The following is a 25,353-nucleotide window of genomic DNA, read 5'->3' as shown; positions in this document are numbered from 1 at the left end:
TGAAAAATAAGATATGAAGATTGTGACTGTTCCAATGGAGAAAGGCAACATATAATAATGGAAAGACAAGCTTGCCTTTTAGATAGGAGAGATAGAGATGAACAAAGGGAAGATACTCGTGGTCGAAGATGAAAAGAAAATTGCAAGAGTGCTGTCATTAGAACTTGAATATGAAGGATATGAGGTCACAGTCCAAGATACAGGGATGAAAGGGCTCCAGGCGCTCGAGGAGGAGAGTTTTGATTTAGTGCTTCTAGATGTCATGCTTCCAGAATTAAGCGGACTTGAAGTGCTTAGAAGGGTTCGAAAGACAAATACGGCAACACCGATCATTTTGATTACCGCAAGAGGAAGTGTTCCCGATAAGGTCAGCGGTCTTGATCTTGGGGCAAACGATTATATTACAAAACCCTTTGACATAGAAGAATTATTAGCGCGAATTCGTGCACAGCTGAGGTTCAATCACAATGCGCAAGAGGAAAAGGAAATTGAGCTAAGTATTGCAGATTTAACGGTGAATGAGAAAACAAGAGAAATTCAAAGAGGCGGTCAGACGCTTGAGCTGACACCGAGAGAATATGACCTGCTTGTTCATTTATTGAAACATCAACAGCAAGTGCTCACAAGAGATCAGCTTTTAACAGCTGTTTGGGGTTTTGACTATTTTGGTGACACGAACGTGGTTGATGTCTATATTCGCTATTTAAGGAAAAAAATCGATTACCCGTTTGAAAAACAATTGATTCACACAGTGAGAGGTGTGGGTTATGTGATGAAAGGATAAAGCATGAGATTAAAAAATAAGATCCAGCTTTATACATCGTTGTCCTTGTTTTTAATGGTGCTGCTGTTTCATACAGCGATTTATTTTATTTTTTCGATGACCTTGACGCAAAAAGATATGTCCAGACTGTCGGAAGTAGCTGAAAATATTGCGATTGCACTAAAGAAGTCAGAAGAAGAGGGCCTTCCATCTTCAGAGCTTCTGAAAGCGTATCTGCCTCAAAATGGTATGATCCGTGTCGTCACAGAGAAAGGTGAATCAAAGCTGACCGTCACGAAGGAATCTACGTTTAGCTCACTTCCTTTTACATACGAATCTGGTCAGACAGCAGAAATTCAAGAATACAATAAGCAGTTGATTGCGTTTGCGGCTATCCCTGTCATTTGGACAAATGGGGACATTGTGTCGCTGCAAGTATATGAAGAAATTGAAAATACAGAAGAGAACTTGGCGTTATTAAAAATGATTTTAATCACTACTGGCGTTTTGTTTATTGTGCTTTCTTATTTTGCAGGCCACATTTTAACGAAACAAATTGTCCGCCCAATTAGTAGAATGACCAATACGATGAAAGCAAGTATGAGAGAAAAGGCATTTAAACGAATTGAATTAACAGGCGATTCAAAGGATGAACTGTATCAAATGGGTCAAACCTTTAATGAAATGGCTGAAATTCTCGAGAAACATTATGAAAAAGAGCAGCAATTTTTACACGATGCTTCTCATGAATTGAAAACACCCATTACCGTCATCATGAGCTATAGCAATTTACTAAAACGCTGGGGGCAAAGCCGGCCAGAGGTCGTAGAAGAATCCTCTCAAGCCATTCATGATGAGGCGAAAAAAATGAAAAGGCTGACAGATCAACTACTCACACTGGCGAAAAATGGGCAACCGCTTTACTTGGACATGAAGCCGGTTGATCTTGGTCAATTGTGCAGCCAAGTCGGCCATACACTTGAAGTGGCAACCAATCGAACCATCCTTACTCATGTACAAACAGATCAGCCTGTGATTGCTGAAGCAGACGAAGAGAAGATCAAACAGCTTTTGACCATCTTGATTGATAATGCGGTTAAATATAGTGCAGAGCCAGTTGATGTGAACTGCGGACGATCAGGAGAGAAACCGTTTATTTCGGTTGTTGACAAAGGAATTGGCATAAAAGAAGAGGATCTGCCGAAAATCTTTGACCGCTTTTTCCGTGTGGATGAAGCGAGAAACAGTGAGACGGGCGGAACTGGGCTTGGCCTGTCAATTGCGAAGCAAATTGCTGAAGAGCATGGGGCTGAGCTAAAGGTAGACAGCCGTATCGGTGAAGGAACCGTGATGACCATTCTTTTTCAGAAATAAGTAGGTCTTTTCTCATCAATTTCTCATTTCCTCCTTATAAAATAGGAAATAGGAAGGAGGCGCTGCATGTCTAAAAAAATGAAAATGCTGCTTACGCTCGCAGGGTGTCTTTTCATTCTTGTGGCCTTTGCAATGCTCATGATTCAAACCATTGACCAAAAAATATTAAGCGAAGCAGACATTAAAAAAATCATCGCAAAAGACTACAATGGAAACATCACAAATATTGAGCTGATCAATCATAAACAGGACTATACATTGACGCTTGAAAATTCAAATGGCATCTATCAAATCATTGCATCTTCCTCAAGCGGTCAAATGAAAGAGATGAAACAGTTAAAGAGCTATCAAAAACCAAATGAGAAAAATGCCGAACTCCAAGCAGAAGAAGTGGCAGTGAAAAAAGTGAAGGGTACCGTGATTCAAAAGAAAGAAAAATCGGATCGCTTTATCTTTACGATTCAATCAAAAAAAGAACTGTATCAAGTGGATGTTGAGAAAGACACGTTCAAGGTGATTGAAGCAGAAAAGAAAAAGCCAACCTCTAAAGAAAAGAAGCTGACAAAAATAACAGTAGAAGAAGCCATTCAGATTGCCGTAAAAGAAGTGGGCGGCACAGTGGATGATGCAGATCTTGAAACTTTTAGCGGAATGCTCGTGTTTGAGGTAGAGCTCGATTTGCCGGATGGAAGAGAGGCAGAGGTATTAGTGAATGCCTATACAGGAGATATTGAAGGGATTACGTACGAAAACTAATCATTTTCTCATAATTTTCTCATGTTCCTTTCCTTCCTTTATCATCTTGTTTTTTTAAGATAAAGGAGAAATCAAACAGAGGAGGAGTTAAACATGATAAAAAAAGTACTAGTAGCTACAGCATTCACAGGAGCCCTTGTCGCAGGTGGTTTCACCCTTCAAGCGCAAAATACCAATCAAACGGCAAATGCCGAACAAGTGGTGCAAAAGAAATCTTCATTTGTCTCAAAGAAACAGGCTGAAAAAGCAGCATTAAAAGTTGTGAAAGGCTATGTAGATGATGTAGATCTTGAGCGTAAAAAAGGAAAATGGGTATATGAGGTCGAGATTAAAAAAGGCGGCTTTGAATATAAAGTATATGTCGATGCCAAAACAGGCAAAGCGCTCAATGATCCAGTCAAAGAAAAGAAACAAAATGTAAAAATCACCAAAAAACAGGCTGAACAAATTGCCCTTGCAAAAGTAAAAGGAACAGTCACAGATTCAGAATTAGATAAAGAAAATGGTGTGTACTTGTATGAAATCGAAATTACGACACCAAGCGGCGAAGAAGTTGATTTTGAGATTTCCGCTAAAACAGGCAAAATCCTCAAGCAAGAATGGGACGATTAAGCTGTAAATGAACCTTACACTTTTATGTGTAAGGTTTTTTCATTGGGACAAACTACTGGAAAGGAGGCGAGAGAATATGATGAAGAAAAAAGAAGAAGAACAGACGATGGATCGTGCGGAATATGTTCCCCATCCTGATGGAGAAGGATATGCTTTGTTTTTGCATGATTCCTTTCATCTCCTCTCCCAAGAGGATATGAATCAGCCAGAAGAGGAATAAAAGACATGAAAGGGCGATGGTCAACTTGTCTATCGCTCTTTTTTTGAAAAGTAAGCGAATACATCAGGAAACTTGGCATCTTGCTTATTGACATCATTGCGCTTTTTCTGTAATCTCAGTGTGTCAACAATATGAGACTTCGTTAGGTGAGGCTCCTGTATGGAGATACGCTGCTGCCCAAAAATGTCCAAAGACGCCAATGGGTCAACAGGAATCATCGACATAAGGTGATTTTTAATGCAGCTGGATGAATCCTATGCCATACAGTGCTAAAGCTCTACGATTGAAGGAGCAAGTGTTTATTTGTCATGCTTACAAAGCGCCTTCATTCGGTTGAAGGTGCTTTTTTATGAGAAAAGGAGGTGTGGGGATGGATCATCCCGATTCGAGACACATAGAGAGTATGTCAAAAGATCAGATTGACACATCAGATAGAGGAGATCCTGACCCCCGCACAATCTAAGGGATTCGGGTATCTCCTGATTTTGGGGAGGTAACAGCGATGATACAGAACATTACGTACGATGAACTCATTTTACGCATCATTATTTTACTAAGAGATGGAAAACGTAAAGAATTTAAAAACATTATGGAAGAACTGCAGCCTTATGATATGGCCTACTTATTCAAGGAGCTTCCAGAAAAACATCGCGGCCGCTTTCTCAGCTTTTTAACAGTCGATGACGTGACGGAAATGATGGGTGAACTGGAGCGGGAATATCAAGAGATTGTTCTTGAAAAAGTAGGGAAAGACAAAGCCACCTTCGTCACAAACAAAATGGATAACGATGACCTTGCCAACTTGTTTGATGAGATGGAGGATGAGCTGAAGGATCAGCTTTTATCTAACATGGAGGCAGAGGAATCCAAAGCCGTCCAGCTTCTCATGAATTATCCTGCTGAGACAGCAGGCCGGATCATGACCAACCGGTACGTTTGGATTCCGCAGCATTATACGGTTCAAGATGCCGTGGTGAAGCTGAAAAGCTTTGCTGAAATTGCCGAATCGATCAACTACTTATATGTCATAAATGATCAAAAACAGCTTGTAGGGGTACTCTCATACAGGGATCTTATTTTAGGTGAGCCAGATGAAAAAGTGCAGGATCTTATGTTTACAAGAGTCATTGCCGTTGGTGCCTTTCAAGACCAGGAAGAAATCGCAAAGCTCATTGAGCGATATGATTTCCTTGCCATCCCTGTTGTAGAAGAGAACAATGTCTTAGTCGGAATTGTGACAGTCGATGATATCATTGATGTTGTGATTCAAGAGGCAGGAGAAGACTATGAAAAGTTTGCTGCCTCTGGTAAAGATATCACGTTCGACACACCGGCATTTGTGGCGGCATACCGACGTCTTCCGTGGCTTATTTTGCTCTTATTCATTGGGCTGATTTCAGGCAGTATCTTGAATTATTTTGAAGATACTTTGCAACAAGTCGTTGCTTTAGCGTTCTTCATGCCGATGATTGCAGGTATGACAGGGAATACAGGGACACAGTCTCTAGCGGTTGTCATTAGAGGATTGTCAAAAGAAGAATTAACGAAAAAAACCATTATGCGCTTGATTTTCAGAGAGCTGAGAACAAGTATTTATATTGGGATTGTTTGTTCAATCATTATTACGGTCGTTGCCATGGTATGGCAGGGCAATATGATTTTAGGTTTTGTTGTTGGTTCCTCGCTTCTTGCAACACTGATTATTGGGACAATGGCAGGTACGGTCGTGCCGATTATTTTACACAGATTAAACGTGGACCCAGCCATTGCATCTGGACCACTGATCACAACATTGAATGATATTTTATCCTTACTCATCTATTTTGGAATTGCAACAGCATTTCTTCATACACTGATGTAGTCAAAAGACTGTAAAATGTAACGTTTTACAGTCTTTTTTGAATAAAGATTGCATATAGCGCTTCCATCCTTTACATTTTAAGGAGAAGGTGGGAGAGAAAAATGAAGAAGTTTTTATTCATTTTCATGTGCATTGTTTTGCTAAGTGCATGTTCAAGAGAAGACGAGGGGAAAGACAGAAGACTGGTGGCATCAGAGCATATGCTTGAAGCGATAACTGAAGGAAATAAACGAAAAATGGACAATGTCTATGTCGAAGGCGCAGTCCCAAGCCCAAATGACATTCTTAAATCGAAAAAGGAATGGGGAATTGAGACGCTTTCTTATGAAGATTTTCAAATGGAAGAAGCCAGCATCCACGTCTTTCATGCAAATTATAAAGATGCAAACACTGGAGAAAAAAAGGCGCTTGCCTTTCGGGTGAAAGAAGATCCTGAAAAAGGCGGCGTACGAATTGACTTTGTAGGGGTTGTTGAAGGAACTGACGCTTCATCTAAATAAAAAGAATCGTTCATATGCTTTATGATCAGTCAGGCATAAGTTGAGATGATGTAAAAGGATAGAAGAGCTGAAAGAATGTCGCTCTATCTATCCTCTTTTTTTATCACACATGATCTTATTTATGAAACAATGATCTGTCTCAGATCACTTATTCGTGATGCCCATTAACTCCATAAATTGTGACAGGGCACTGGTCATGTACGAATCACGTCGCCTGATCAACACAGTGGGCACGATTCGATGTGGTTCTGGTAATGGATGACAGGTAAATTTGCCTTGTCCCCGAGATTCAACCATAGATTTTGGTAATACGGTCACTCCCAGCCCGCTTTCAACACATTTAAGGACGCCCTCTAACGTACCATATTCCATGACCTTCATAGGAGGATAGCCGTTGTTCTCTAGCCACTTTTGCCATCGTCCTAAATAAATACAATGGGCGAATGACGAGAGCAACGGCTCATGTAAAATAGATTCTACCTGGAATTGCTCCGTGGAGTAGCTTGTAATGAGAACGAGGGATTCTTCCAATACAGGATACTCGATGATTTCTGGATGAAGAATTGGCCCATCTACCAAGGCGCCGTCTACTTTGTAGTTGAGGATAGCGCTAACTTGATCGACTGTAGGTGCCATATACAAGCTCAATTCTACTTGTGGAAATTTTTTGTGATATTCTGTGAAAATGCTGGGCAATCTTGTAGATGCGGTGGACTCTATAGATCCAATGTGTAAAGATCCCCGCGGAGTAGAGGAAAGCTTTACTGCTTCTATCGCTTCTTCGTAATCGTATAGTAATTTATTTACATAGGGAAGCAATTCACGTCCTGCAGGCGTTAAAGATATTTTCTTATGATATCGATAGAGAAGAGGTACACCTAACTCTTGTTCAAGACGTTGGATTCTTGCGGTGACATTGGACTGCACATAATTTAATTTTTGAGCAGCTTTTGTGATGCTTTGTTCAATGGCAACGGCTTTAAATACTTCCAAAGATTTAATATCCAAACTAACTCTCCTTTTTTGCATCACAAATTGAGATGATCTATATGCTATTTTTTGATTTTACGTGATCCAATGAAGTATGTAAACTGAATGATAGAAGAGGTTGATGCTCATTGCGTCCCTTTTATTTGATCGAGAGGAGAAAATGAGAATTTTTTAGCTGTGGCAATTAAAACAGACGTTTCCATTTAATAAGGAGGGGAATCGATTGATTTCAAAGGTAAATATCGAAGAAAAATTTTCGCAAATAAATGATTATTGGAATCCTAGAATAAGTGGAGAGTTGAACGACTCATACATGAAAATGGTGAAAATTAAGGGTGAATTCATTTGGCATCACCATGATGATGAGGATGAAATGTTCTTTGTGTGGAAAGGCAATCTAGTCATCCGTTTTAGGGATAGGGAAATAACGCTTAATGAAGGAGAATTTCTTGTGATTCCAAAAGGAGTTGAACATGAGCCAATTGCTGAAGAAGAAGTTCACTTGCTCTTAATTGAACCCAAAACGACGCTAAACACGGGGAATGTGCTCAATGAACGAACTGTTTCAATTCCTGAACAAATTTGAAAAACTAAATCGTTAAAGATCAAGTATCTTAGGTGATAAATAGTTGAATGGTTGTTTTAGCTAATAACGAGGCTGCAATTGCTGCCTCGTTTTGCTGCTTCAATGATTCAGATGAGCTGTAACGCATTTGCTTTCACTACCTGAAATAAACTCTTCAGCAAGAATCAGTCTTTGGGTCAGTTTGTGCTTTCATCGTTTCATATTCAGGGCGATCAGATGCTAAGTCTATTTTGCTGAGTAAGCGATTGTTATTTAGTTCATCGATTTTTGTACCGGAAGTGCGCGTTGATCTGTCCTTCCAGCATTTTTTTCTTAAATTGACCACTTTTTAATGCCTGTTCTTTTTTCTTCATGTCTTTTAAAATTTCCGCTGTCTGCACACCATCTTCCCGTTTATTGGCGATATCCATTAAACGTTCTACATCAGAAAAAGAATATTTCCGTGTGCCTCTTGTTGAGCGCTGGGGGTAGATGAGTTTCCGTTCCTCATAATATCGGATTTGCCTGACGGAAAGTCCTGTTAATTCACTGACAATCCCGATTGAAATGACTTTTTTATCTTTATAAGATACATCTTCCTGCGTCATACCCTCACCCCTGCAAGTCTTTTCTTCATATTATATCGAACAGTCAGTAAAAAAACCTAACGTTTGTTAGATAATATAACACAAAAATGAAAAAACAAAAAACAATGGAAGGAAAATTGACATATAAAGTGCAAATCATATCACGTGAACATATGATAAGAAAAAGAAAAAATGAGGAGGAGGCGCACTTGATGGAGAAAACACAGATCATCCGTATGGCAAAAGAAATCATCGCATTAGATGTGAAGAGGGATGAACTGCTGGAGCAGTTCATGCAGGCTGCGGGTCAGAATGCACATGCTCTTCTTAGAGCCGTACAAAATGATTTGTATAAAAAGTCCTCATAAGCACCCGATCCATATCCATTGATAGGAGGGGAGATGTCGTGCGGCGTATATTAAAAGAAGCTTTAGCGAAAGAAAGACATTATTATACGAAGCAGCTTTGCTCACTTGGGGTGTATAGCCCTGATATGACCAAGAACATGACAATTAGTGACTTAAAAAAAGAGTATCATTTCTTTTTCAACAAAACCGATCGCTATCTTTAACATCCCTTATCATGTGCGTTGTCACATGAAGGGTTCTTTTTTTGTGTGTTTAATATTATAGCAATATTGAATTTTGTAGAAATTTGACGAATCAAATGTAAGAAAATATTGAGCCTTTACAGATTATGTTAAAATTTGTCGTAACATGATGGTTTGCTGGAAAAGCTTTTTTTCGAGATGATTGTGAAAAATAAGAAGGATTTTAAAAGTTTATATCGAAATCTTATACATAACACGAATGGAGTCACTTATGTGGTTGAAAGGGTTTTCAAAAACGTACTTCTATTTTTTACGAAAGGCTCCAACTGCACCGCAAGAAAGCCTTGAAGTTAAAAAAATATTATAAGAGGTAGATATGTGATGAGACTATCGTTTAATGAAGAAGAAGTAGAACGTTCAATGACGCTTTACAAAGTTTTTGCAAGGGCATTTAAAAGCGTTTCCGAACACAGTATTAGAGACAGCAAGGAGCATGGATTCAATCCAACTGAATTTGCCGTTCTCGAATTACTGTATACGAGAGGTGCTCAAAAACTTCAGCAAATCGGCTCAAGACTCCTGCTTGTCAGCGGGAATGTGACGTACGTAATTGACAAGTTAGAACGAAATGGTTTCATTGAAAGAGAACAGGACCCAAAGGATAAGCGGTCAGTTTATGCCCATTTAACGGATAAAGGGCGCAGTTATCTGGATAAAATTTATCCAATCCATTCTCTTCGAATTGCGCGGGCGTTTTCTGGTCTTTCGCGTGAAGAACAGGAGCAATTAATTAGTCTGCTGAAAAAAGCAGGTATTCACAGTCAGCATTTGTTATTTAGATAAAACGAAAAGGTGCCATGGTTGGCACCTTTTAGATTGTTGACAAAGGGCTAAAATGAACTTGATTTTAGCCCTTTGTCTTCTTTTCAGCCCAGCGTGATAGAAAACCTTTGCAGTCTAGGAAGGACGAGTACTGGCGCGGAGCGAATTTGTCATTCGTGAGCACCAGCACGCAGGACTGACAAAGAATGCGAGGGTTTGTCTACACGCTGAAAGGTGCCATGGTTGGCACCTTTTTTATGTATCCAGCTGATGAGCAGGATAGGCGATAAATTTTTCAATATCACTAGCTGGAAGCGGCTTGGCATAATAAAAGCCTTGTAGATCGTCACAGCCCTGCGCAGATAAAAGTTGTGCTTGTGCAAAAGTTTCAACACCTTCGGCAATGACTTCTAGAGATAGCTGGTGCCCCATTGCAATAATAGCCCCTGTAATTTGCTCAGACTTTGAATCGCTCAAAATATCCTCGATAAATGATTTATCAATTTTCAGGCGGTGAATCGGCAAATCCTTCAAATAGCTTAAAGAGCTGTGGCCTGTACCAAAATCATCAATACTAATACGGACGCCAAGTTGTTTTAGAGATGTCAGTACCTGTTTTGACTGCTTGATGTTGTCCATTGTCATGCTTTCTGTCACTTCAAGCTCAAGAAGTGATGGTTGAAGGTCGTATTTTTTTAGCGTTAGTTTAATCAAATCAATTAAGTCTTCAGAGTTAAACTGCTTAGCAGATAAATTGACCGCTACAGGAATTTTCAATTGCTTGTCATACCACAATTTTGCCTGCTGACATGCCGTGTCAATGACCCACCTTCCAATATCGATGATCAGGCCGGATTCTTCAGCAAGTTCAATGAAAGCCTCGGGTGATTTTAGAGAACCGTCTGGTGCTTTCATTCTTAAAAGGGCTTCAACACCTGTCATCTGTCTTGTTTTGGCGCTGATTTGCGGCTGATAATGAAGCACAAACTGCTTTCTTTGAATGGCATCCCGTAGCTCCAGCTCGCGATTGAGTCTGTCCTCACTCAATCTCTCCATAGATTCAGTAAAAAATTCATAGCGGCTTTGTTTATGTTTCTTTGATAAATACATGGCCATATCTGCTTTTCTCATCAATTCCATACCATTCTTTCCGTTTTGCGGAGAGATGGCGATTCCAATACTAATGGATGTAATGAGCTGATGGTTTTGAATGAAAAAAGGACGTTCAAATTGGCGAATGATGTTTTTCAAAAGCTGTTCAATTTTATGTGTGTTATGCTCCATGTGAGGAAAGATCATTAAAAATTCATCCCCGCCAATTCTTGCAATAAAGCCATTGTCAGGCAAACATTTGGTTAGTCTGTTTGCGGCGGCTTTCAACAGCAGATCGCCTATGTTATGGCCAAGGGCATCATTAATAATTTTAAACCGATTTAAATCAAGAAAAAGAACTGCCGTTGACGTTTTTGTCTCTTCTTGAGCGGATAAAACATCATTTAAATGATTAATTCCGTGACGACGGTTCGGAAGTTCAGTTAGTGCATCATAATGTGCCATCACATGAATTTCTTTTTCAGCAATCTTCTGCTGGGTTAAATCCTTAAAAACGAGATAAATGCTGTCAAGTGTATGGTTGACGTGTACGGGTATGTATGTAACATGATAATAATAAAAACGATCTGCTGCTTTCAGTTCTGCTTCACGCGTAATTGCTTTTTTTGATTGATAAATAAAGTCTTCCCACATCTCAGTCGGCATGACGTATTGACTCACATCATCACCAATCCAGGAATTGCACATTTTCAAAATGTGTTTGCCTGGGTCATTCGCAGATATCACTTTTCGATCAACAGATAACACGATAATACCATCTATATTATGTTTGATCAGTGATTGGAACCGCTGTTCATTTTCTTTTAGCTGATCTGATTGTGACATAATCCGGTGATCAATATAGGCGCCGAAAATCATGAGTGATTGGACGATAAGTGTCATCAGGCCGATGAAAATGGACAGGCTGAATGGTGACATTTCAAGAGAACCACCCGCAGCGACCTGACCATCTGAATGAAAAAACATCGTCGAAGACGCCATGCCAGTGTAATGCATGCCCGCAATAGCACCGCCCATCATCAGTGCACCCGCTATTTTTAACAGCTGATCCTCCCGCCTTTTCTCAGAGCGATGGAGCCGGAAAAAAAGGTGTAATGAAAAGAATGAAGCGAGCGCACCAATAAAAAACGAAAGAAAAAAGAGAACAGGGTCATAGCTGATGGTGACATTCGCCATTGATTCCAATCCGAGATAGTGCATGCTGCAAATAGCTGAGCCCATCGTGATCGAACTAATCAAAAGTCGTCTTGTGGAAAGTTGCTGCTGAATACATATTGAAAAAGCAATGAAAGAACCGATAAAAGAGGTCAAAATCGATAAAATGAGTAAGGGTGTTTCATATGTGATACCAGAGCGTAGATGAAACGCCATCATGCCAATAAAATGCATTGACCATATTCCCATCCCCATGATCATCGCACCAATGATCAACCATACTCTTTTCTTTGCGCCGCTCGACTGGATCACCCGGCTGGCTAATTGAAGAGCTGAGTAGGAGGCGACAGCGGCGACAGCGACTGACAGAAAGACAAGCCATCCGTTGTAGCTTCCTGTTAAATGTGTCATGTAAGAAAACCTCCTGTATCTAAAAACAGACATATACTTAATATATCGGATCAAGTGGCGCCTGTGTTCACTTTTCCTTTACTTAAAAAGGGCATTCAGCATTTTTTTTGACCATTTTTTATAGTAAAATCAAATTTAATGTAAAAAAACGAAGAAAAGTGAATCATTTTTGGTTTTTTATTCGTTTAATAGGTGGCACGGTACGATTTGCAAGCATAGCCTGTCAAACTGATTATGTGTGAAAGGGATTGATAAACATCGAAGATTTTATTATTTCATTAGCTGATGCCTTTAAGAATTTGTCGTACTTCGGCATCTTTCTTGCATTATGCATTGAATTTGTTCCTGCTGAAGTGGTGTTGCCTCTTGCAGGTTACTGGGTTTCAAAAGGGGACATGGCCTTCATCGGTGTTGTGGCTGCCGGTTCTATTGGCGGTGTGGCAGGCCCCTTGACCTTGTACTGGTTAGGGCGTTACGGAGGCAGACCCTTTTTAAATAAATATGGGAAGTATTTCTTTGTGAAACCTGAGTCACTTGATAAATCGGATGCCTTTTTTGAAAAGCATGGTGGATTTGTTGCGTTTAGCGGCCGGTTTATTCCAGGGGTCAGAACCCTTATTTCCATTCCGTGTGGGATTGCGAAGATGAATGTGTGGGTTTTTTGCCTGTATACGTTTTTGGCGATTACGCCAATTACATTTGTATATGTGTATCTAGGATTTGTCCTTGGGGAGAACTGGCAAGAGGTTGGAACCATTTTAGAACCATATGTATTGCCGATTGGAATTGGTATGCTCTTATTGTTTGTTCTCTACGTGTGGCTGAAACGAAGAAAAAGAAAAACAGAAACACCAACGGCTTAATCAGTGGGTGAAGATGAAAAGTCACCTGTTGACAATCCGGGGTCTGTTGATTATGATATAAGTAATCTAAATATTCTTAATCCCACCAAAGGGGAGTAGCGTCCGGTTTTTACCGGAAACAAAGTCGTCATTACATGGAACCTCATTCCATCGGCTTTGTTGGCATGATTATTTACATATCACATGTCTAGCAAGACCTTTGCCATTACAGGCAAAGGTCTTTTTTGCATTCATAAGCCTTTGTCTGTTGTGGGACAATAGATAAAAAATAAGGAGGAATGATGATGGATGCAGCAATTATTTTAGAGTACGGGTGGGTTCTTCTCGTATTGATTGGATTAGAAGGGATTTTAGCAGCTGATAATGCGCTGGTTATGGCTGTGATGGTCAAACACCTTCCTGAAAAACAAAGAAAAAAGGCATTGTTTTACGGACTTGCGGGAGCATTTGTCATGCGATTTGGTTCTCTTTTTCTTATTTCGTTTTTAGTAGATGTGTGGCAAGTTCAAGCCATTGGCGCAATTTATCTTCTATATATTTCGATTCACCATATTTTAAAATCGCACGTATTTAAGAAAAAGGAAGCAGACACAAACATGAAACAAAGCGGCTTTTGGGCAACCGTCGTGAAAGTTGAGCTTGCTGACATTGCATTTGCAGTAGATTCTATTTTAGCAGCTGTTGCATTAGCTGTGACTCTGCCAGCAACAAACCTTCCACAAATTGGCGGGCTTGATGGCGGTCAATTTATTGTCATTCTATTGGGCGGTATCATTGGTCTAGTGATCATGAGGTTTGCGGCGACTGTATTTGTGAAACTGCTTAAAACGAGACCAAGCCTAGAAACAGCAGCATTTGTCATTGTCGGATGGGTTGGCGTGAAGCTGACGCTCTATACACTTTCTCATCCAGCCATTGGGATCGTGTCCTCTCATTTCATTCATTCAACATTATGGAAAGTCATTTTCTGGACGGTTCTTCTCGCAATTGCAGCATTTGGTTGGTTTTTATCAAGTCCATCAAGAAAAGGCGGCCAGCAAAACGAGGAAAAACAAGAGATGCGGCTGGAAGAGTAGGTTTTTTGAAAGAAATATCATTTCATTTTCATAACACGTATATTACAAAAAAGGGGGGGATACCCCCTTATTTCTTTGCTTTTAAACGAAACGTTGTAAAGTAGATAAAGAAATACATGTCACAATTGAGTAACAGGAAATGAATTCCTCATTTCTTCCTTTGCGCTTCCCTCATAAATTAGCTATCATAAATGAGTAATATAGGGAGAACTGAGGTGAAACCATTGCTTAGCCTTTTGTTTAAAAAGGAAAAGAAAAAGCAAACATTAGAGCAGTCGGCAATCAACATCCAACAGGGTGATACCGAGCTGCAAAATGCATTAATCGAGCAATACAAACCATTTGTCGCTAAGACGGTTTCATCCGTTTGTAAACGATATATAGATGAAAAAGATGATGAATTCAGCGTAGGCTTAATTGCCTTTAATGAAGCGATAGAAAAATACTCTGCCGAAAAAGGCAACTCACTCCTTGCATTTGCGGAGTTAATTATTAAAAGAAAAGTAATCGACTATATTCGAAAAGAAGCAAGAAACGCGCCAACGGTTCAAATGGACCTTCAAGAAAGTGAGAATGGCGAGTACTCGCAAAGCATGATTGAAGCAGAGCTTTCTGCAAATGAATATAGGCGTTTAATTGAACAAGAACATAGAAGAGAAGAGATTGAACATTTTAAAGAACGATTGAAAGTATATGGTCTTACGTTTCAAGAACTGCTTGAGCATTCACCAAAGCATGCGGATGCGAGACAAAATGCCATTAAAGTGGCCCATACACTCGTTAAGCACGATGAACTGAGAACCATTTTATTTCAGAAAAAACAATTGCCAGTCAAACAGCTGGAAAAGCTAGTGGAAGTCAGCCGCAAAACGATTGAGAGAAATAGAAAATATATTATTGCGATGGCGATCATTATGACAGGTGATTATGTGTATTTGAAAGATTACCTTAAAGGGGTGCTTAATTCATGAGAAGAGGCATTATAGTAGAGAAAAACAAAAAATATGTCACACTGCTGACCCCTGATGGACAATTTCTGCGGACAAAGTATGAACAGCAAGACTATGAAATCGGTCAAGAAGTGACGTTTCCGAATGAATCACGTCTCGAAAGAAAAAGAGCCGGTTTTTTTGACCTGCTTCGTTTACGTCCGTTAAATGCAGGAATTCTATCAATTGCAGCAATTATTGTCGTGATCTTCACTATGATGCCATCTTTCTCAAGTCAAAAAGCATATGCATATATGACGATTGACATTAACCCAAGTTTTGAGCTGAAACTCGATCACAATTATCAAGTGATCGGTGTCACTCCGCTGAATAAAGATGCGAAGCAAGTACTGGCCAGTATGAAAGATTTAGAAAAAAACGACATGACCAAAGTCGTACAGGAAATCATCGATGATTGTGATAAAAAAGGATACGTGAACCACTCTAAAAGCATTTATATTTCAACTGTTTATGAAAACAAGCAGGATCATACATACAAAACAAACGTAAAAAGTAAAATCAGCACCATCTCGGGGGAATATCAAAAGCGCAATTATAAGCTGGAAACTGTGGAAGGTGACCTGGAAACAAGAGAAAAGGCACAAAAAGCAGGCATTTCAACAGGAACTTATATTAGAAATCAAGAAATGCAAGAAAACGAACAAGAGGACGTTAAAAAAGAAGATGAAGATCCAGCAGATGACGAGGCTGTCAAAGAAGAAGAGCCGAAAAATGCTGATGAAGATCAAAAAGACGAAGACAAAAAAGAAGACATCAAGACAGACGGTAGCGATGAGATGCAGCCGGATAAAGAGGCTCCTGAAGGCGAAGACAAAGAGCAGAAGGAAGTTGAGAGGGAAGAGCAAGGAGCTGTTCAAAAGCCTCACCAAACAAGCCCTAATCTTGACAACAAAGAGAAAAAGGGAAAAGAAGACAAGGACCGCCCTTTTGAAAAAGACAAAGAGCAAAAAAAAAATCACTCGACTGATCCAAATGAAAAAAAACATCCAAACGGCACATCACGTGGTGATACTGAAAAGCATGTAAAAAAAAACGACAGTGGTCAGAATCGTCCGTACGGCGAACGTAACAGAAATGACGTCAAACAAAAAGGAAAAAACACACCGCCCTCATACCGTGAAAACCGGGATGAACCTACATATGAACAGTAAAAAAACGCCAGAATAGATCCGGCGTATTTCACCATGTCTTTATTTAGTTGAATGGCCCATTTGAGATTGCGCCTGCTGTACGAGTCTTTTTGTCATCTCGCCGCCAACAGAACCGTTTGAACGTGCGACTGTATCTGAACCGAGATTCACGCCAAATTCTTGAGCGATCTCGTATTTAAATTGATCTAAAGCTTGTTCTACTCCAGGAACAAGAAGTTGATTTCGATTTGCCATCACATATTCCTCCTTTCACCTCATGTTTGTTGCGCCTTCTTATTTTGAAAAAAACAGCCTGCAATTATGCTGGCAATTGCTGCACAAAAAAGCCGAGGTGATGAAGGTCACCTCGGGCTCAGTTTTAAGTCTTTTTCAGCTGAAGCGTATTCAACATCATTTCTTGCGCTGTGCTTTGCAAGTGAGAAGTGAAAACGGAGAACACGGTAGAACTGATAATGCCTTTAATCAAATGCCATTGCGGCTTCGTCAATTCTGTGAACTCTTCGTGGAGTTTGTCCGTCTGCTCTTCTGTCATTTCTCGTAAATTTGTTTCCTTTAATGGAAAATGTGTATGGTGATAAATAAAATCAAGGACGTGCGCATATGCTTCATAAAAACGGATGGGGCTGATAATATCATCCGTTCGATCTGTGATCGTATTAAATAAGGCAGATAAGATCGTACGAATAGAATCAAAATCAAATACTGATTTTAAATCCCGGACAATTAATAAAATAACGACTTGATCAATGGAGTACTTCTTGCCAAGCTCTGGATGGCCGATCATATCTTTAATATCGCGCTTGATCCAGTTTTGAATGGCTGTCGATTTAAGAGAAGTCAGTTCACACAAGTTGCCAAGCTCAACGATTTCGTTCGTTGAAAGCCCGTGCTCTGATTTTTGCTTCCGCCGTTCGAGTTTTTCAAAAAACGAAGGGATTCTTAATTCATCATATTCATGTTCCTTATCGCTTTTTACAGATAAATTCAAAAGCTGAAGCGGAGTCAGATCTCCCTCGCCTTTTAGAGAATACAGAAGTCTCGTCATGTCAATTCTCGTTAATTTAAAAGTCACCATGTTCCACCTCATTTTGTACGTCAAAAACGTGATTATTGATCTAATTCAACATCATAATCTCTTTTTAATGAAAATGCAAAATAAACTAAAATAGGACCGGTGCGTCACAATTTGTTCACTTGTTTGCGGATGCAAGTAGCGTAATCATTGAAATGACGAGGTTTTAGCCAGTATGATAAACATAGAAAACGATTCCTTTTTCCTTGCAATTTGAGACGTTTATTTTTATAATTTTATTAATAAGTTCAAATGAACTTAATATGACAGCGGAGGTTATGTATGGGTAAAAGAATATTTCTGTTTATATTAACGAACATTCTTGTTATCACTACGATTGGTATTGTCCTATCGGTTATTAGTGCAGCAACTGGTGTTGGTTCTTATATAGGAGCAGACGGAAGACTTAATATCCTTTATCTTCTTGTATTCAGTGCAGTTGTTGGTTTTGTAGGCTCGTTTATGTCACTAGCGATGTCTCGCTGGATGGCAAAAATGATGATGGGTGTGCGTGTGTTAAATCCAGAAAAGGATTCTTTAACATATGATGAGCAGCAGCTTGTTGACCGCGTTCACAGACTATCAAGAGCAGCAGGCCTTTCTAAAATGCCTGAGGTCGGTATTTACCAATCATCTGAAGTAAATGCATTTGCGACAGGTCCTTCTAAAAGAAGATCGCTTGTTGCCGTATCAACTGGATTGCTTCATGAAATGGATGATGCAGCAGTTGAAGGGGTTATCGCTCACGAAGTCGCTCACGTAGCGAACGGTGACATGGTTACAATGACGTTACTTCAAGGAATCGTCAACACGTTTGTTGTCTTCCTTTCAAGAATTGCGGCATGGATCGCAAGCCGTTTCGTTCCACGTGAAGAGCTTGTGCCGATTGTTCACTTTATCGCTGTGATCGTCTTCCAAATTATTTTCTCTATCTTAGGAAGCCTTGTCGTATTTGCTTACTCTAGACATCGCGAATTCCATGCAGACCGCGGCGGTGCGGACCTTGCAGGAAAAGATAAAATGATTCATGCGCTCCGTTCACTAGAGGCGTATACATCAAGAATTAAAGATGATGATCAAACAGCTGTTGCTACACTGAAAATCAGTGGTAAAAGAAAAGCTTCTCTTTTCTCAACACACCCTGATTTAAACGAAAGAATTAGAAGACTCGAAGCAAAATAAGAAAGATCAAAAGACATTCTGCGTAAGGATGTCTTTTTCTTTTTGATGAAAAAGTAAATAAAGCACAAAATACCTTTAAAATCTTCTTTCTTTTCATTAAAATGATATAGTATTCGAAAAGAAAGATAAAAGAAGGAATAACCATGAATCCAATGAAAAAACTAATCGACCGGCTGTCGGCTTTTCAGTTGATTGCCCTTTACTATTTTCTTGCTGTGACCGTGTCGTTCATTCTACTCAGTCTGCCAGTGGCTCACCAAGAAGGAGTCAAATGGACATTTATTGATGCGCTATTTACAGCTGTGAGTGCTGTCAGTGTCACGGGTCTGACTGTTGTCGATACATCACAAACATTTAGTGTGACCGGGATGTGGATCCTTGCATTTGTTTTGCAAATCGGTGGTATCGGCATTATGACCCTTGGTACATTCGTCTGGCTGGTTATGCGAAAAAGGATCGGCATTAAAGAAAGAAAATTAATTATGGCAGACCAAAACCAGAGCAACTTATCAGGAATTGTAAAACTCATGAAGCAGGTCTTATATTTAATCTTACTGATTGAGTTTGTAGGCGGTCTGATTTTAAGTATGTATTTTCTTAAGTATTACGATGTGCAAGGCGCTTTTTTACACGGATTTTTCTCTAGTATCAGTGCCACAACCAATGGAGGCTTTGATATTACTGGGAATTCGTTAATTCCTTATAAAGATGACTATTTCGTCCAATTTATCACGATGCTGCTCATCATTTTTGGCGCTATTGGCTTTCCGGTACTTGTCGAAGTAAAGGATTATTTATTCAATCAAGACCGAAAACATGCATCGTTTTCATTGTTTACGAAAATTACAACGATCACGTTTGGCCTTCTTGTTGTCGTTGGGGCAATTGGGATTTATGCACTTGAAGCCCGGTTTACTTTTCTAGGGAAGAGCTGGCATGAAATCTTGTTTTATTCTTTGTTTCAATCAACAGCTACTAGAAGTGGCGGGCTTTCGACATTAGATATTACGCAATTGACAGAGCCGACACTGTTATTTTTATGTTTGCTGATGTTTATCGGGGCATCTCCAAGCTCGGTAGGGGGCGGAATTCGGACAACCACGTTTGCCCTTAATTTACTTGCTTTGTTTCATTTTGCGAGAGGAAATAAGTCCATTAAAATCTTTAAAAGAGAGCTTCATCAAGCGGACATTAATAAATCCCTCATGGTGACGATGATGGCCTTTATTTTAGTGTTTGGTGCTACGTTTCTGTTAACTTTATCAGACCATCATACACTTCTTGAAACTTTATTTGAAGTTTGTTCTGCCTTCGGAACAACAGGACTGTCGCTCGGAATTACGTCTGACTTGTCCGTATTTGGTAAGTGTATTATTATGGTCGTCATGTTTATAGGACGGATTGGAATTCCAAGCTTCTTGTATTTAATTGGCCGCCGGGAAAGTGAAGCGAATTATCATTATCCGAAAGAGCGTGTGATCATCGGCTAACCAGCATTCCTACTGAATGCTGGTTTTTTATTTCCATTATATAACTGGCTAAATCACAAAGGTTGTTCGCAATCTATAGGTAAGAGGTGAAAGAGACGTGCTGGATGTGTTATGGAAAGCAATTGTAATGCTGCTCGTTGGTACTTTGCTGCTGAGAATAGCAGGGCCTAAATCCATTAGTCAATTAACGGTTCAACAGACAGTCATCATGATTTCAATTGGATCGATTATTATCCAACCCTTTATTGAGCATAATTTACTTGAAACCATTTATGCGGCCGCCATTTTTATTGTGGCGCTTGTGATTATGGAAAAGCTGTCGATCCAATTTGATTTTTTTGAAAAATTGGTTTCAGGGAAGTCTGTGGTGATTTTAGAGGATGGAGAAATGCTTGATCACAAGCTAAAAAAAACGCGTCTGACAAGGGACCAATTCAAAATGCGCTTAAAGCAGCAGGGCATCACAGACATCAGCAGTCTCAAAAAAGCAACGCTAGAAGCGAATGGGCAAATTGGATATGAGTTAAAGCCTGAGGAAAAACCAGTGACAGTCAAACAAATGAAAGAGCTGTTTGATCAATTGAGCGAAGAACTAAACATGTTAAAAAGGAATGATGACAAATGAAAAGAAAAACAGCAAAAAATGAAGCACTCACGAATAATATGACGCCTACAGAAAGCATGGCACACGATCAAGGACAAACACAATTTGACGAGCAATCAGAAGACCGCCAGGCGAACCGAAATTCTCATCAAGGTAAACAGGGGGGAGCATCTCGTGACTAAAAAACATGTGAAAAGTAAAGATATGAAAGACCATAAAAAACCGATGAACCCCGATATCTTGGAAGAGGAATTTGGCAGCGAGCTGGGAGATATAAACAGCAGTAAATGGATTGATACCTTAATGAATCCTAAAAAAAACGATGAATGTCATACTGAACAGAAAAACAAAAAATAAATAGAAAAAAAAACGATCCAGAGAGATCGTTTTTTCTATTTAATATAACTGTTTTGTCTGCCAGTAATGGTTCGCATCAGACTGGTCATTTTGAGCTCGATGACTGGTTGTGCAACAGTTTTAACAAATGTACTAGATAGGGTAAAGGTTAAGAGGACCGTAAGTAGCAATAGAATCAATACACTTGCCGTATTTAGAGCCCAATCATCAAACCAAGTCGTTCTTAAAAGCTTAATCACAAAGCCATGAAGTAAATAGACATAAAGCGTTCTTGTGCCCCATTTGGTAAAGAAGAACCGGCGGGTTGGGACTAATGCAAAGAAACTAAAGGTAGCAGCAAATGCAAGTAAATACCATGCCATTCGTTTCATAGCTGCAATGAGTCCTTCATCTCCAAGAGAAGCGTAAGACTGTGACCCAAATAAAAAGGAATAATCGAATTCATAAAAATAGCAAAACATGAACACGGCCAACAGTACAAGAAGTGCAGTCAGTTTCCCTTTGCTTGTTCGGATAAATTCAAAGTGCTGCTTTTTTAAATAAAAGCCAGCTAAAAACATCGGCAAAAAGACAAACGTACGAGATAGGCTGAGCGTATCGCTAATGCTGTCCACGTAACCGACAAGTAACGCCATCGATAAACTGACAATCATTGCCCAGTGGAATGGCAGTTTTGAAAAAGGAATGAGTAGTAAGTTCCAAAAGAATAAACTGATTAAAAACCATAAAGACCATTGTGGATCAATCGGATTTAAGTTAGAGATGCTTTGATCCTGTAAAAAATAATAATACACAGAATAGATGACCTGAAAAATCAAATATGGGATGATCAGCTTAACTGCGACTTTTTTCATAAAACCTGGTTTTCTAAAACCTTTGGCAAAGAAGCCAGACACCAATATAAAAGCGGGCATATGGAATGTATAAATAAATTTATATAAGTAGAGTATCCAGTCATTATCATGTATGAATGACCGTAACAAATGACCAAAAACAACTAGAAAAATCAGAAGAAATTTTGCATTATCAAAATAACTGTCTCTCGTTGACGTCATAACATCACCTTTCCTGCTTCTTTTCGAACATAAACGTTCTAAGTGCACTGTTCCCTCATTTGCCCCATTTTAAAATACAAATTGGCTCATTTCGCTATTTGATGTGAAATTGTAGAACGGTTGTAAAAGAAGCGTAAGAAAAGAGAATCGTTATACAATCGTGTCATCCAAATGAAACAAATGAAGCAAGCCTCGTGTAAAAAGTTCTCTTTTTTTATGAGTCGAATGAAGGAACAATGAAAATCTTGTAGAAATATTGTAGAGGAATGAGGCTGGAAAAGGAGTGTAAGAGAATGACTGAAACGCTCGATGGTGCGAAAAATATCAGAAAATTAGAAAAAGAGAACGAATATTTGCGAAATGAATTGATACAGCACAAAATGCTGTTAAATAAGACGTTAGATGCGATTTTTATATTTGATCAGCACCTCAACATTATCCAAGCCAATGAAGCGACATGCAGGCTTGTGCAAACACCGAAAGAAGACCTCCTCAATAAATCCGTTCTAGATTTCCTATACGGCATCCCGAAAAACAAAATTGACTGCTCGCTTGAGATTTTTTTTCGAAAAGGAACGTTAAAAAGAGAGATCTCCATTCAACTTGAAAATGGAGAGACAAAATATATTGAATTTGTGGCGGAGCACGACGTGGTGAATCAACAATATATTGTCGTCATGCGTGATATTTCTTCAAAGAAAATATTAGAGCGAGAACGTTCGATGAATGAGCAGCTGTTTAAAGATTTATTTGATCGAGCGATTGACGGTATGGTCATTTTTGATCAGGATGGTTGTATGATTGACGCCAATCACTCTTTTTGCCAGAGCTTTGAACTTCAAAAAACAGATTTAACAGACCGCTACTTAAATGAATTTGTTGAAGAAGAAAACCTTCCAGCGCTCCAGCAGCTCTTAACTTCATTGAAAGAAACAGGGAAAGCAAAGGGAGAACTTCCTGTTACCCTTCAATCTGGGCAGCACAAATTATTCGAACTGACCATCACATCCAATGTGATGAGCGGTTTTTACATGTCCATCATGCGTGATATTACAGAAAAAAGATTAATGGAAGAAAAGCTGCTAAAAAGTGAAGAACGTTTTAGAGAAATATTCGAAAATGCGATGGATGCCATCATCATTTGGGCGGATGATGGAGAAATTGTCAGGGCAAATGAATCAGCCTGCCGAATTTTTGAATTACCGATGCATCAGCTGATTGGCAAGAAACTCATGGATTTTCTAGTCAAATCTGATCGCAGATACCGGCCGACAAGAAGACGGTATATCAGGAATCTTGAAATCAGAGAAGAACTTCTCTTTAGAATGGCGAATGGCCAATTCAAAGAGCTTGAGTTCACCTCTAAGCATGCGGTATTAGAAGGACAGCACTTAACCATTCTACGGAATGTCAGTGACAGAAAGCGAATGGAAGAGGAGCTGCGAGAAAGTGAGCTCAAATTCCGTAAAGTATTTAATGGCTCTATGGATGGCATTGTTCTTTTCGATAATCAATACCGGATTATTGATGTGAATCCATCCGCAAGTGAACTGCTTGGCCTCAAAGATGATCACTTAACGGAAATGAATCTTTTTCATATCCTTGCGCCATATCAAATTGAAAATTTGGCGCAGCCAGCTCAGGCGATGTCATTAGATGAGATGGACAATGAAGTTCCATTTGTGCTGAACCATCCAGATCAACGTATTTTGGAGTTTTCTTTTAAACGAAATATTATTCATAACATGAATTTGGCCATCTTTAGAGATGTGACTGAACGCAAGGAATTAGAGGAGCGGGTAAGAAAATCGGATACGCTTCATGTTGTCGGAGAGCTTGCTGCTGGAATTGCCCATGAAATTAGAAATCCAATGACGGCTTTAAAAGGCTTCATTCAGCTGCTCAAAGGAAACATTGAAGGGGAGTATTCGCTCTATTTTAATGTCATCACATCAGAGCTAAAAAGAATCGAATCCATCATTACAGAATTTTTGATTTTAGCGAAACCGCAGGCCATCATCTATGAAGAAAAAAATGTCGTGCAAATTGTCAAAGACACTATGGACCTTCTTCACGCACAGGCCAATCTTGGCAATGTACAAATGCATTTAGATGTGCTGGATGATATTCCGCTCATCTACTGTGAACAAAATCAATTGAAGCAAGTTTTTATTAACATTTTGAAAAATGCGATTGAAGTAATGCCTCAGAAAGGAAATGTATACGTGAGCATTCAAAGGAAGGGGGAGGAGCACATTGTGATTTCTCTTCGTGATGAAGGCTGCGGCATGACAGAGGATAAACTAAAGCGTCTCGGAGAACCATTTTATACAACAAAAGAAAGAGGCACTGGACTTGGGTTAATGGTTAGTTATAAAATTATTGAAGAGCATCAAGGAACCATTGAAGTAGAGAGTGAAGAAGGGGTCGGAACAGTGTTCCATCTCACGCTTCCACTCCGGCAGCAGAAACAAGAAGGGGAGCTTTAATGTGTATTATACAGTCTATACCGCACCAATCGGGGCATTATACATACTAGAGAAAGATGGTGCCATCATTGAAGTGAAGTTTGATGATGAATCGTTTTTGGTCAAAGAGCAGAGAGACCGTTTTAAACAAGAAGACACGCCTGTATTAAAAGAAGCGAAAAAACAGCTGGATGAATATTTTAAGGGCGATCGGAAAGTGTTCGATCTCCCGCTCAAGCAAGCAGGTTCTCCGTTTCAAGAGCAAGTGTGGGAGGCACTTTCTACTATTCCGTATGGTGAATCAAAAAGCTATGCTGATATTGCAGAAGCGATCGGCAATCCAAAGGCTGTCAGAGCCATTGGACAGGCTAATAGACGCAATGCATTGCCTATTTTTATCCCGTGTCACCGGGTCATTGGAAAAGACATGACTCTGACTGGTTATGCAGGGACGAAGACAGGGATGAAAGCGATCTTGTTAGAATTAGAAGGCATCCCATTTGTTCAAAAATAAATGAATTGACCTGTTCCAAATGTTTAGTGAGCGACATATCCTTTTATTAAGCTAAAAAAGTTGGTCTAGGGAAAAAGGAGGCTGCTAACATGTTATGGGGCAAAAAAAATAAAATGTACGCCGTCACATCACTATGTGTCAAAATGAACGTGTTGACAGAAGAACAGAAAAAAGAAATATTAGCAAAAACGAACGAAACAAAAAAGCACGGTGCTCTTAAATGATAAGAACC

29 protein-coding genes and 2 riboswitches are annotated in these 25,353 nt (G+C 39.5%); of the genes, 23 read left to right on the top strand and 6 right to left on the bottom strand.

What is annotated here, in order from left to right:
* Positions 1 to 97 precede the first annotated feature (97 nt).
* From ACTJKA_RS12940 to ACTJKA_RS12910, 7 genes are all read left to right on the top strand, one after another.
* The gene (locus ACTJKA_RS12940) at positions 98 to 784 is read left to right on the top strand and encodes a response regulator transcription factor (protein WP_008346176.1); all 687 of its coding nucleotides are present in this window, start codon (positions 98 to 100) and stop codon (positions 782 to 784) included.
* 3 nt (positions 785 to 787) lie between these two features.
* On the top strand, positions 788 to 2,137 hold the full coding sequence (locus tag ACTJKA_RS12935) for a sensor histidine kinase (protein WP_035700503.1): 1,350 nt from the start codon (positions 788 to 790) through the stop codon (positions 2,135 to 2,137).
* Between the two features lie 66 nt (positions 2,138 to 2,203).
* Positions 2,204 to 2,893: a PepSY domain-containing protein gene (locus ACTJKA_RS12930; RefSeq protein WP_035700505.1), complete on the top strand. Its 690-nt coding sequence runs from the start codon at positions 2,204 to 2,206 to the stop codon at positions 2,891 to 2,893.
* 93 nt (positions 2,894 to 2,986) lie between these two features.
* Entirely contained in the window at positions 2,987 to 3,505 is a 519-nt protein-coding gene (locus ACTJKA_RS12925; protein ID WP_008346169.1) for a PepSY domain-containing protein, read from the top strand.
* A 76-nt stretch (positions 3,506 to 3,581) separates the two neighbouring features.
* Positions 3,582 to 3,725, top strand: coding sequence for a hypothetical protein (locus ACTJKA_RS12920; protein ID WP_008346168.1), 144 nt, complete (start codon positions 3,582 to 3,584; stop codon positions 3,723 to 3,725).
* A gap of 131 nt (positions 3,726 to 3,856) precedes the next feature.
* Positions 3,857 to 4,020: riboswitch (M-box (ykoK) riboswitch) on the top strand.
* 207 nt (positions 4,021 to 4,227) lie between these two features.
* On the top strand, positions 4,228 to 5,586 hold the full coding sequence (mgtE, locus tag ACTJKA_RS12915; RefSeq protein WP_007498785.1) for a magnesium transporter: 1,359 nt from the start codon (positions 4,228 to 4,230) through the stop codon (positions 5,584 to 5,586).
* 101 nt (positions 5,587 to 5,687) lie between these two features.
* Positions 5,688 to 6,086, top strand: coding sequence for a hypothetical protein (locus ACTJKA_RS12910; RefSeq protein ID WP_017367106.1), 399 nt, complete (start codon positions 5,688 to 5,690; stop codon positions 6,084 to 6,086).
* Positions 6,087 to 6,230: 144 nt separating this feature from the next.
* On the opposite strand, the gene ACTJKA_RS12905 is transcribed toward ACTJKA_RS12910, so the two are convergent.
* Entirely contained in the window at positions 6,231 to 7,094 is an 864-nt protein-coding gene (locus ACTJKA_RS12905) for a LysR family transcriptional regulator (RefSeq protein WP_019743439.1), read from the bottom strand.
* 205 nt (positions 7,095 to 7,299) lie between these two features.
* Between ACTJKA_RS12905 and ACTJKA_RS12900 the strand changes: the two genes are divergently transcribed.
* Positions 7,300 to 7,662, top strand: a complete 363-nt coding sequence (locus tag ACTJKA_RS12900) for a cupin domain-containing protein (protein WP_144740358.1) — start codon at positions 7,300 to 7,302, stop codon at positions 7,660 to 7,662.
* Positions 7,663 to 7,919: 257 nt separating this feature from the next.
* On the opposite strand, the gene ACTJKA_RS12895 is transcribed toward ACTJKA_RS12900, so the two are convergent.
* Entirely contained in the window at positions 7,920 to 8,249 is a 330-nt protein-coding gene (locus ACTJKA_RS12895; protein ID WP_008361347.1) for a MerR family transcriptional regulator, read from the bottom strand.
* A gap of 191 nt (positions 8,250 to 8,440) precedes the next feature.
* On the opposite strand from ACTJKA_RS12895, the gene ACTJKA_RS12890 reads away from it, so the two are divergent.
* The 3 genes from ACTJKA_RS12890 to ACTJKA_RS12880 all read left to right on the top strand — a co-directional run bounded on the left by ACTJKA_RS12890 (position 8,441) and on the right by ACTJKA_RS12880 (position 9,621).
* Positions 8,441 to 8,596, top strand: a complete 156-nt coding sequence (locus ACTJKA_RS12890; protein WP_008346151.1) for a hypothetical protein — start codon at positions 8,441 to 8,443, stop codon at positions 8,594 to 8,596.
* Between the two features lie 38 nt (positions 8,597 to 8,634).
* Positions 8,635 to 8,799 (top strand): hypothetical protein, encoded by a 165-nt coding sequence (locus ACTJKA_RS12885; protein WP_008346148.1) that lies wholly within the window; start codon positions 8,635 to 8,637, stop codon positions 8,797 to 8,799.
* A 357-nt stretch (positions 8,800 to 9,156) separates the two neighbouring features.
* On the top strand, positions 9,157 to 9,621 hold the full coding sequence (locus ACTJKA_RS12880) for a MarR family winged helix-turn-helix transcriptional regulator (RefSeq protein ID WP_088004396.1): 465 nt from the start codon (positions 9,157 to 9,159) through the stop codon (positions 9,619 to 9,621).
* Positions 9,622 to 9,855: 234 nt separating this feature from the next.
* Here ACTJKA_RS12880 and ACTJKA_RS12875 read toward each other — a convergent pair whose 3' ends face one another.
* The gene (locus tag ACTJKA_RS12875; RefSeq protein ID WP_008346144.1) at positions 9,856 to 12,279 is read right to left on the bottom strand and encodes a bifunctional diguanylate cyclase/phosphodiesterase; all 2,424 of its coding nucleotides are present in this window, start codon (positions 12,277 to 12,279) and stop codon (positions 9,856 to 9,858) included.
* Between the two features lie 248 nt (positions 12,280 to 12,527).
* On the opposite strand from ACTJKA_RS12875, the gene ACTJKA_RS12870 reads away from it, so the two are divergent.
* The 4 genes from ACTJKA_RS12870 to ACTJKA_RS12855 all read left to right on the top strand — a co-directional run bounded on the left by ACTJKA_RS12870 (position 12,528) and on the right by ACTJKA_RS12855 (position 16,379).
* Positions 12,528 to 13,142, top strand: a complete 615-nt coding sequence (locus tag ACTJKA_RS12870) for a DedA family protein (protein ID WP_007498772.1) — start codon at positions 12,528 to 12,530, stop codon at positions 13,140 to 13,142.
* Between the two features lie 78 nt (positions 13,143 to 13,220).
* Positions 13,221 to 13,331, top strand: a riboswitch (yybP-ykoY riboswitch).
* Between the two features lie 95 nt (positions 13,332 to 13,426).
* A complete protein-coding gene (locus ACTJKA_RS12865; RefSeq protein WP_046527615.1) occupies positions 13,427 to 14,218 on the top strand; it encodes a TerC family protein in 792 nt (263 codons plus the stop codon).
* Positions 14,219 to 14,433: 215 nt separating this feature from the next.
* Positions 14,434 to 15,189 carry an RNA polymerase sigma factor SigI gene (sigI, locus tag ACTJKA_RS12860; RefSeq protein WP_212338801.1) on the top strand — a complete coding sequence of 252 codons (756 nt, stop codon included), beginning with the start codon at positions 14,434 to 14,436 and terminating at the stop codon, positions 15,187 to 15,189.
* Positions 15,186 to 16,379, top strand: a complete 1,194-nt coding sequence (locus tag ACTJKA_RS12855; protein ID WP_212338802.1) for an anti-sigma factor domain-containing protein — start codon at positions 15,186 to 15,188, stop codon at positions 16,377 to 16,379. Before sigI ends, ACTJKA_RS12855 begins: the two co-directional genes overlap by 4 nt.
* 39 nt (positions 16,380 to 16,418) lie before the next feature.
* Here the strand turns inward: ACTJKA_RS12855 and ACTJKA_RS12850 are convergent, their stop codons facing one another.
* Positions 16,419 to 16,613, bottom strand: a complete 195-nt coding sequence (locus tag ACTJKA_RS12850; RefSeq protein WP_008346135.1) for an alpha/beta-type small acid-soluble spore protein — start codon at positions 16,611 to 16,613, stop codon at positions 16,419 to 16,421.
* A 124-nt stretch (positions 16,614 to 16,737) separates the two neighbouring features.
* Positions 16,738 to 17,454 (bottom strand): DUF1836 domain-containing protein, encoded by a 717-nt coding sequence (locus ACTJKA_RS12845; RefSeq protein ID WP_035700520.1) that lies wholly within the window; start codon positions 17,452 to 17,454, stop codon positions 16,738 to 16,740.
* 279 nt (positions 17,455 to 17,733) lie between these two features.
* Here ACTJKA_RS12845 and htpX point away from each other — a divergent pair, with 279 nt between their 5' ends.
* From htpX to ACTJKA_RS12820, 5 genes are all read left to right on the top strand, one after another.
* On the top strand, positions 17,734 to 18,633 hold the full coding sequence (gene htpX, locus ACTJKA_RS12840; RefSeq protein WP_007498762.1) for a protease HtpX: 900 nt from the start codon (positions 17,734 to 17,736) through the stop codon (positions 18,631 to 18,633).
* A gap of 143 nt (positions 18,634 to 18,776) precedes the next feature.
* A complete protein-coding gene (locus ACTJKA_RS12835) occupies positions 18,777 to 20,123 on the top strand; it encodes a TrkH family potassium uptake protein (RefSeq protein ID WP_007498761.1) in 1,347 nt (448 codons plus the stop codon).
* A gap of 97 nt (positions 20,124 to 20,220) precedes the next feature.
* Positions 20,221 to 20,748, top strand: a complete 528-nt coding sequence (locus tag ACTJKA_RS12830; RefSeq protein ID WP_017359458.1) for a DUF421 domain-containing protein — start codon at positions 20,221 to 20,223, stop codon at positions 20,746 to 20,748.
* A complete protein-coding gene (locus ACTJKA_RS12825; RefSeq protein WP_008346124.1) occupies positions 20,745 to 20,909 on the top strand; it encodes a hypothetical protein in 165 nt (54 codons plus the stop codon). The genes ACTJKA_RS12830 and ACTJKA_RS12825 overlap by 4 nt, the downstream gene beginning before the upstream one ends.
* Positions 20,902 to 21,084 (top strand): hypothetical protein, encoded by a 183-nt coding sequence (locus ACTJKA_RS12820; RefSeq protein ID WP_050827210.1) that lies wholly within the window; start codon positions 20,902 to 20,904, stop codon positions 21,082 to 21,084. The genes ACTJKA_RS12825 and ACTJKA_RS12820 overlap by 8 nt, the downstream gene beginning before the upstream one ends.
* A 35-nt stretch (positions 21,085 to 21,119) precedes the next feature.
* Here the strand turns inward: ACTJKA_RS12820 and ACTJKA_RS12815 are convergent, their stop codons facing one another.
* Positions 21,120 to 22,139, bottom strand: coding sequence for an acyltransferase family protein (locus tag ACTJKA_RS12815; protein ID WP_081114181.1), 1,020 nt, complete (start codon positions 22,137 to 22,139; stop codon positions 21,120 to 21,122).
* A 293-nt stretch (positions 22,140 to 22,432) separates the two neighbouring features.
* Between ACTJKA_RS12815 and ACTJKA_RS12810 the strand changes: the two genes are divergently transcribed.
* From ACTJKA_RS12810 to ACTJKA_RS12800, 3 genes are all read left to right on the top strand, one after another.
* Positions 22,433 to 24,628, top strand: a complete 2,196-nt coding sequence (locus tag ACTJKA_RS12810) for a PAS domain-containing sensor histidine kinase (protein ID WP_024719640.1) — start codon at positions 22,433 to 22,435, stop codon at positions 24,626 to 24,628.
* Between the two features lies 1 nt (position 24,629).
* Positions 24,630 to 25,121, top strand: a complete 492-nt coding sequence (locus tag ACTJKA_RS12805; RefSeq protein ID WP_081114183.1) for a methylated-DNA--[protein]-cysteine S-methyltransferase — start codon at positions 24,630 to 24,632, stop codon at positions 25,119 to 25,121.
* Between the two features lie 89 nt (positions 25,122 to 25,210).
* Positions 25,211 to 25,345 (top strand): hypothetical protein, encoded by a 135-nt coding sequence (locus ACTJKA_RS12800; protein WP_377862935.1) that lies wholly within the window; start codon positions 25,211 to 25,213, stop codon positions 25,343 to 25,345.
* The last annotated feature ends 8 nt before the right edge of the window (positions 25,346 to 25,353 follow it).

It is taken from the genome of Bacillus sp. 22190 (genome assembly GCF_052045575.1).
Taxonomy (GTDB): Bacteria; Bacillota; Bacilli; order Bacillales; family Bacillaceae; genus Bacillus; species Bacillus altitudinis.
This window is presented reverse-complemented; position numbering and strand designations above follow the sequence as displayed.

Bases quoted from the DNA above. Each gene is read 5' to 3' on its own strand.
- ACTJKA_RS12810 (WP_024719640.1), top strand. From the start codon at position 22,433: ATGACTGAAACGCTCGATGGTGCGAAAAATATCAGAAAATTAGAAAAA.
- ACTJKA_RS12935 (WP_035700503.1), top strand. From the start codon at position 788: ATGAGATTAAAAAATAAGATCCAGCTTTATACATCGTTGTCCTTGTTT.
- ACTJKA_RS12910 (WP_017367106.1), top strand. From the start codon at position 5,688: ATGAAGAAGTTTTTATTCATTTTCATGTGCATTGTTTTGCTAAGTGCA.
- ACTJKA_RS12865 (WP_046527615.1), top strand. From the start codon at position 13,427: ATGGATGCAGCAATTATTTTAGAGTACGGGTGGGTTCTTCTCGTATTG.
- ACTJKA_RS12940 (WP_008346176.1), top strand. From the start codon at position 98: ATGAACAAAGGGAAGATACTCGTGGTCGAAGATGAAAAGAAAATTGCA.
- ACTJKA_RS12800 (WP_377862935.1), top strand. From the start codon at position 25,211: ATGTTATGGGGCAAAAAAAATAAAATGTACGCCGTCACATCACTATGT.
- ACTJKA_RS12835 (WP_007498761.1), top strand. From the start codon at position 18,777: ATGAATCCAATGAAAAAACTAATCGACCGGCTGTCGGCTTTTCAGTTG.
- ACTJKA_RS12895 (WP_008361347.1), bottom strand. From the start codon at position 8,249: ATGACGCAGGAAGATGTATCTTATAAAGATAAAAAAGTCATTTCAATC.
- ACTJKA_RS12875 (WP_008346144.1), bottom strand. From the start codon at position 12,279: ATGACACATTTAACAGGAAGCTACAACGGATGGCTTGTCTTTCTGTCA.
- ACTJKA_RS12920 (WP_008346168.1), top strand. From the start codon at position 3,582: ATGATGAAGAAAAAAGAAGAAGAACAGACGATGGATCGTGCGGAATAT.
- ACTJKA_RS12850 (WP_008346135.1), bottom strand. From the start codon at position 16,613: ATGGCAAATCGAAATCAACTTCTTGTTCCTGGAGTAGAACAAGCTTTA.
- ACTJKA_RS12845 (WP_035700520.1), bottom strand. From the start codon at position 17,454: ATGGTGACTTTTAAATTAACGAGAATTGACATGACGAGACTTCTGTAT.
- ACTJKA_RS12825 (WP_008346124.1), top strand. From the start codon at position 20,745: ATGAAAAGAAAAACAGCAAAAAATGAAGCACTCACGAATAATATGACG.
- ACTJKA_RS12815 (WP_081114181.1), bottom strand. From the start codon at position 22,139: ATGACGTCAACGAGAGACAGTTATTTTGATAATGCAAAATTTCTTCTG.
- mgtE (WP_007498785.1), top strand. From the start codon at position 4,228: ATGATACAGAACATTACGTACGATGAACTCATTTTACGCATCATTATT.
- ACTJKA_RS12930 (WP_035700505.1), top strand. From the start codon at position 2,204: ATGTCTAAAAAAATGAAAATGCTGCTTACGCTCGCAGGGTGTCTTTTC.
- ACTJKA_RS12855 (WP_212338802.1), top strand. From the start codon at position 15,186: ATGAGAAGAGGCATTATAGTAGAGAAAAACAAAAAATATGTCACACTG.
- htpX (WP_007498762.1), top strand. From the start codon at position 17,734: ATGGGTAAAAGAATATTTCTGTTTATATTAACGAACATTCTTGTTATC.
- ACTJKA_RS12925 (WP_008346169.1), top strand. From the start codon at position 2,987: ATGATAAAAAAAGTACTAGTAGCTACAGCATTCACAGGAGCCCTTGTC.
- ACTJKA_RS12890 (WP_008346151.1), top strand. From the start codon at position 8,441: ATGGAGAAAACACAGATCATCCGTATGGCAAAAGAAATCATCGCATTA.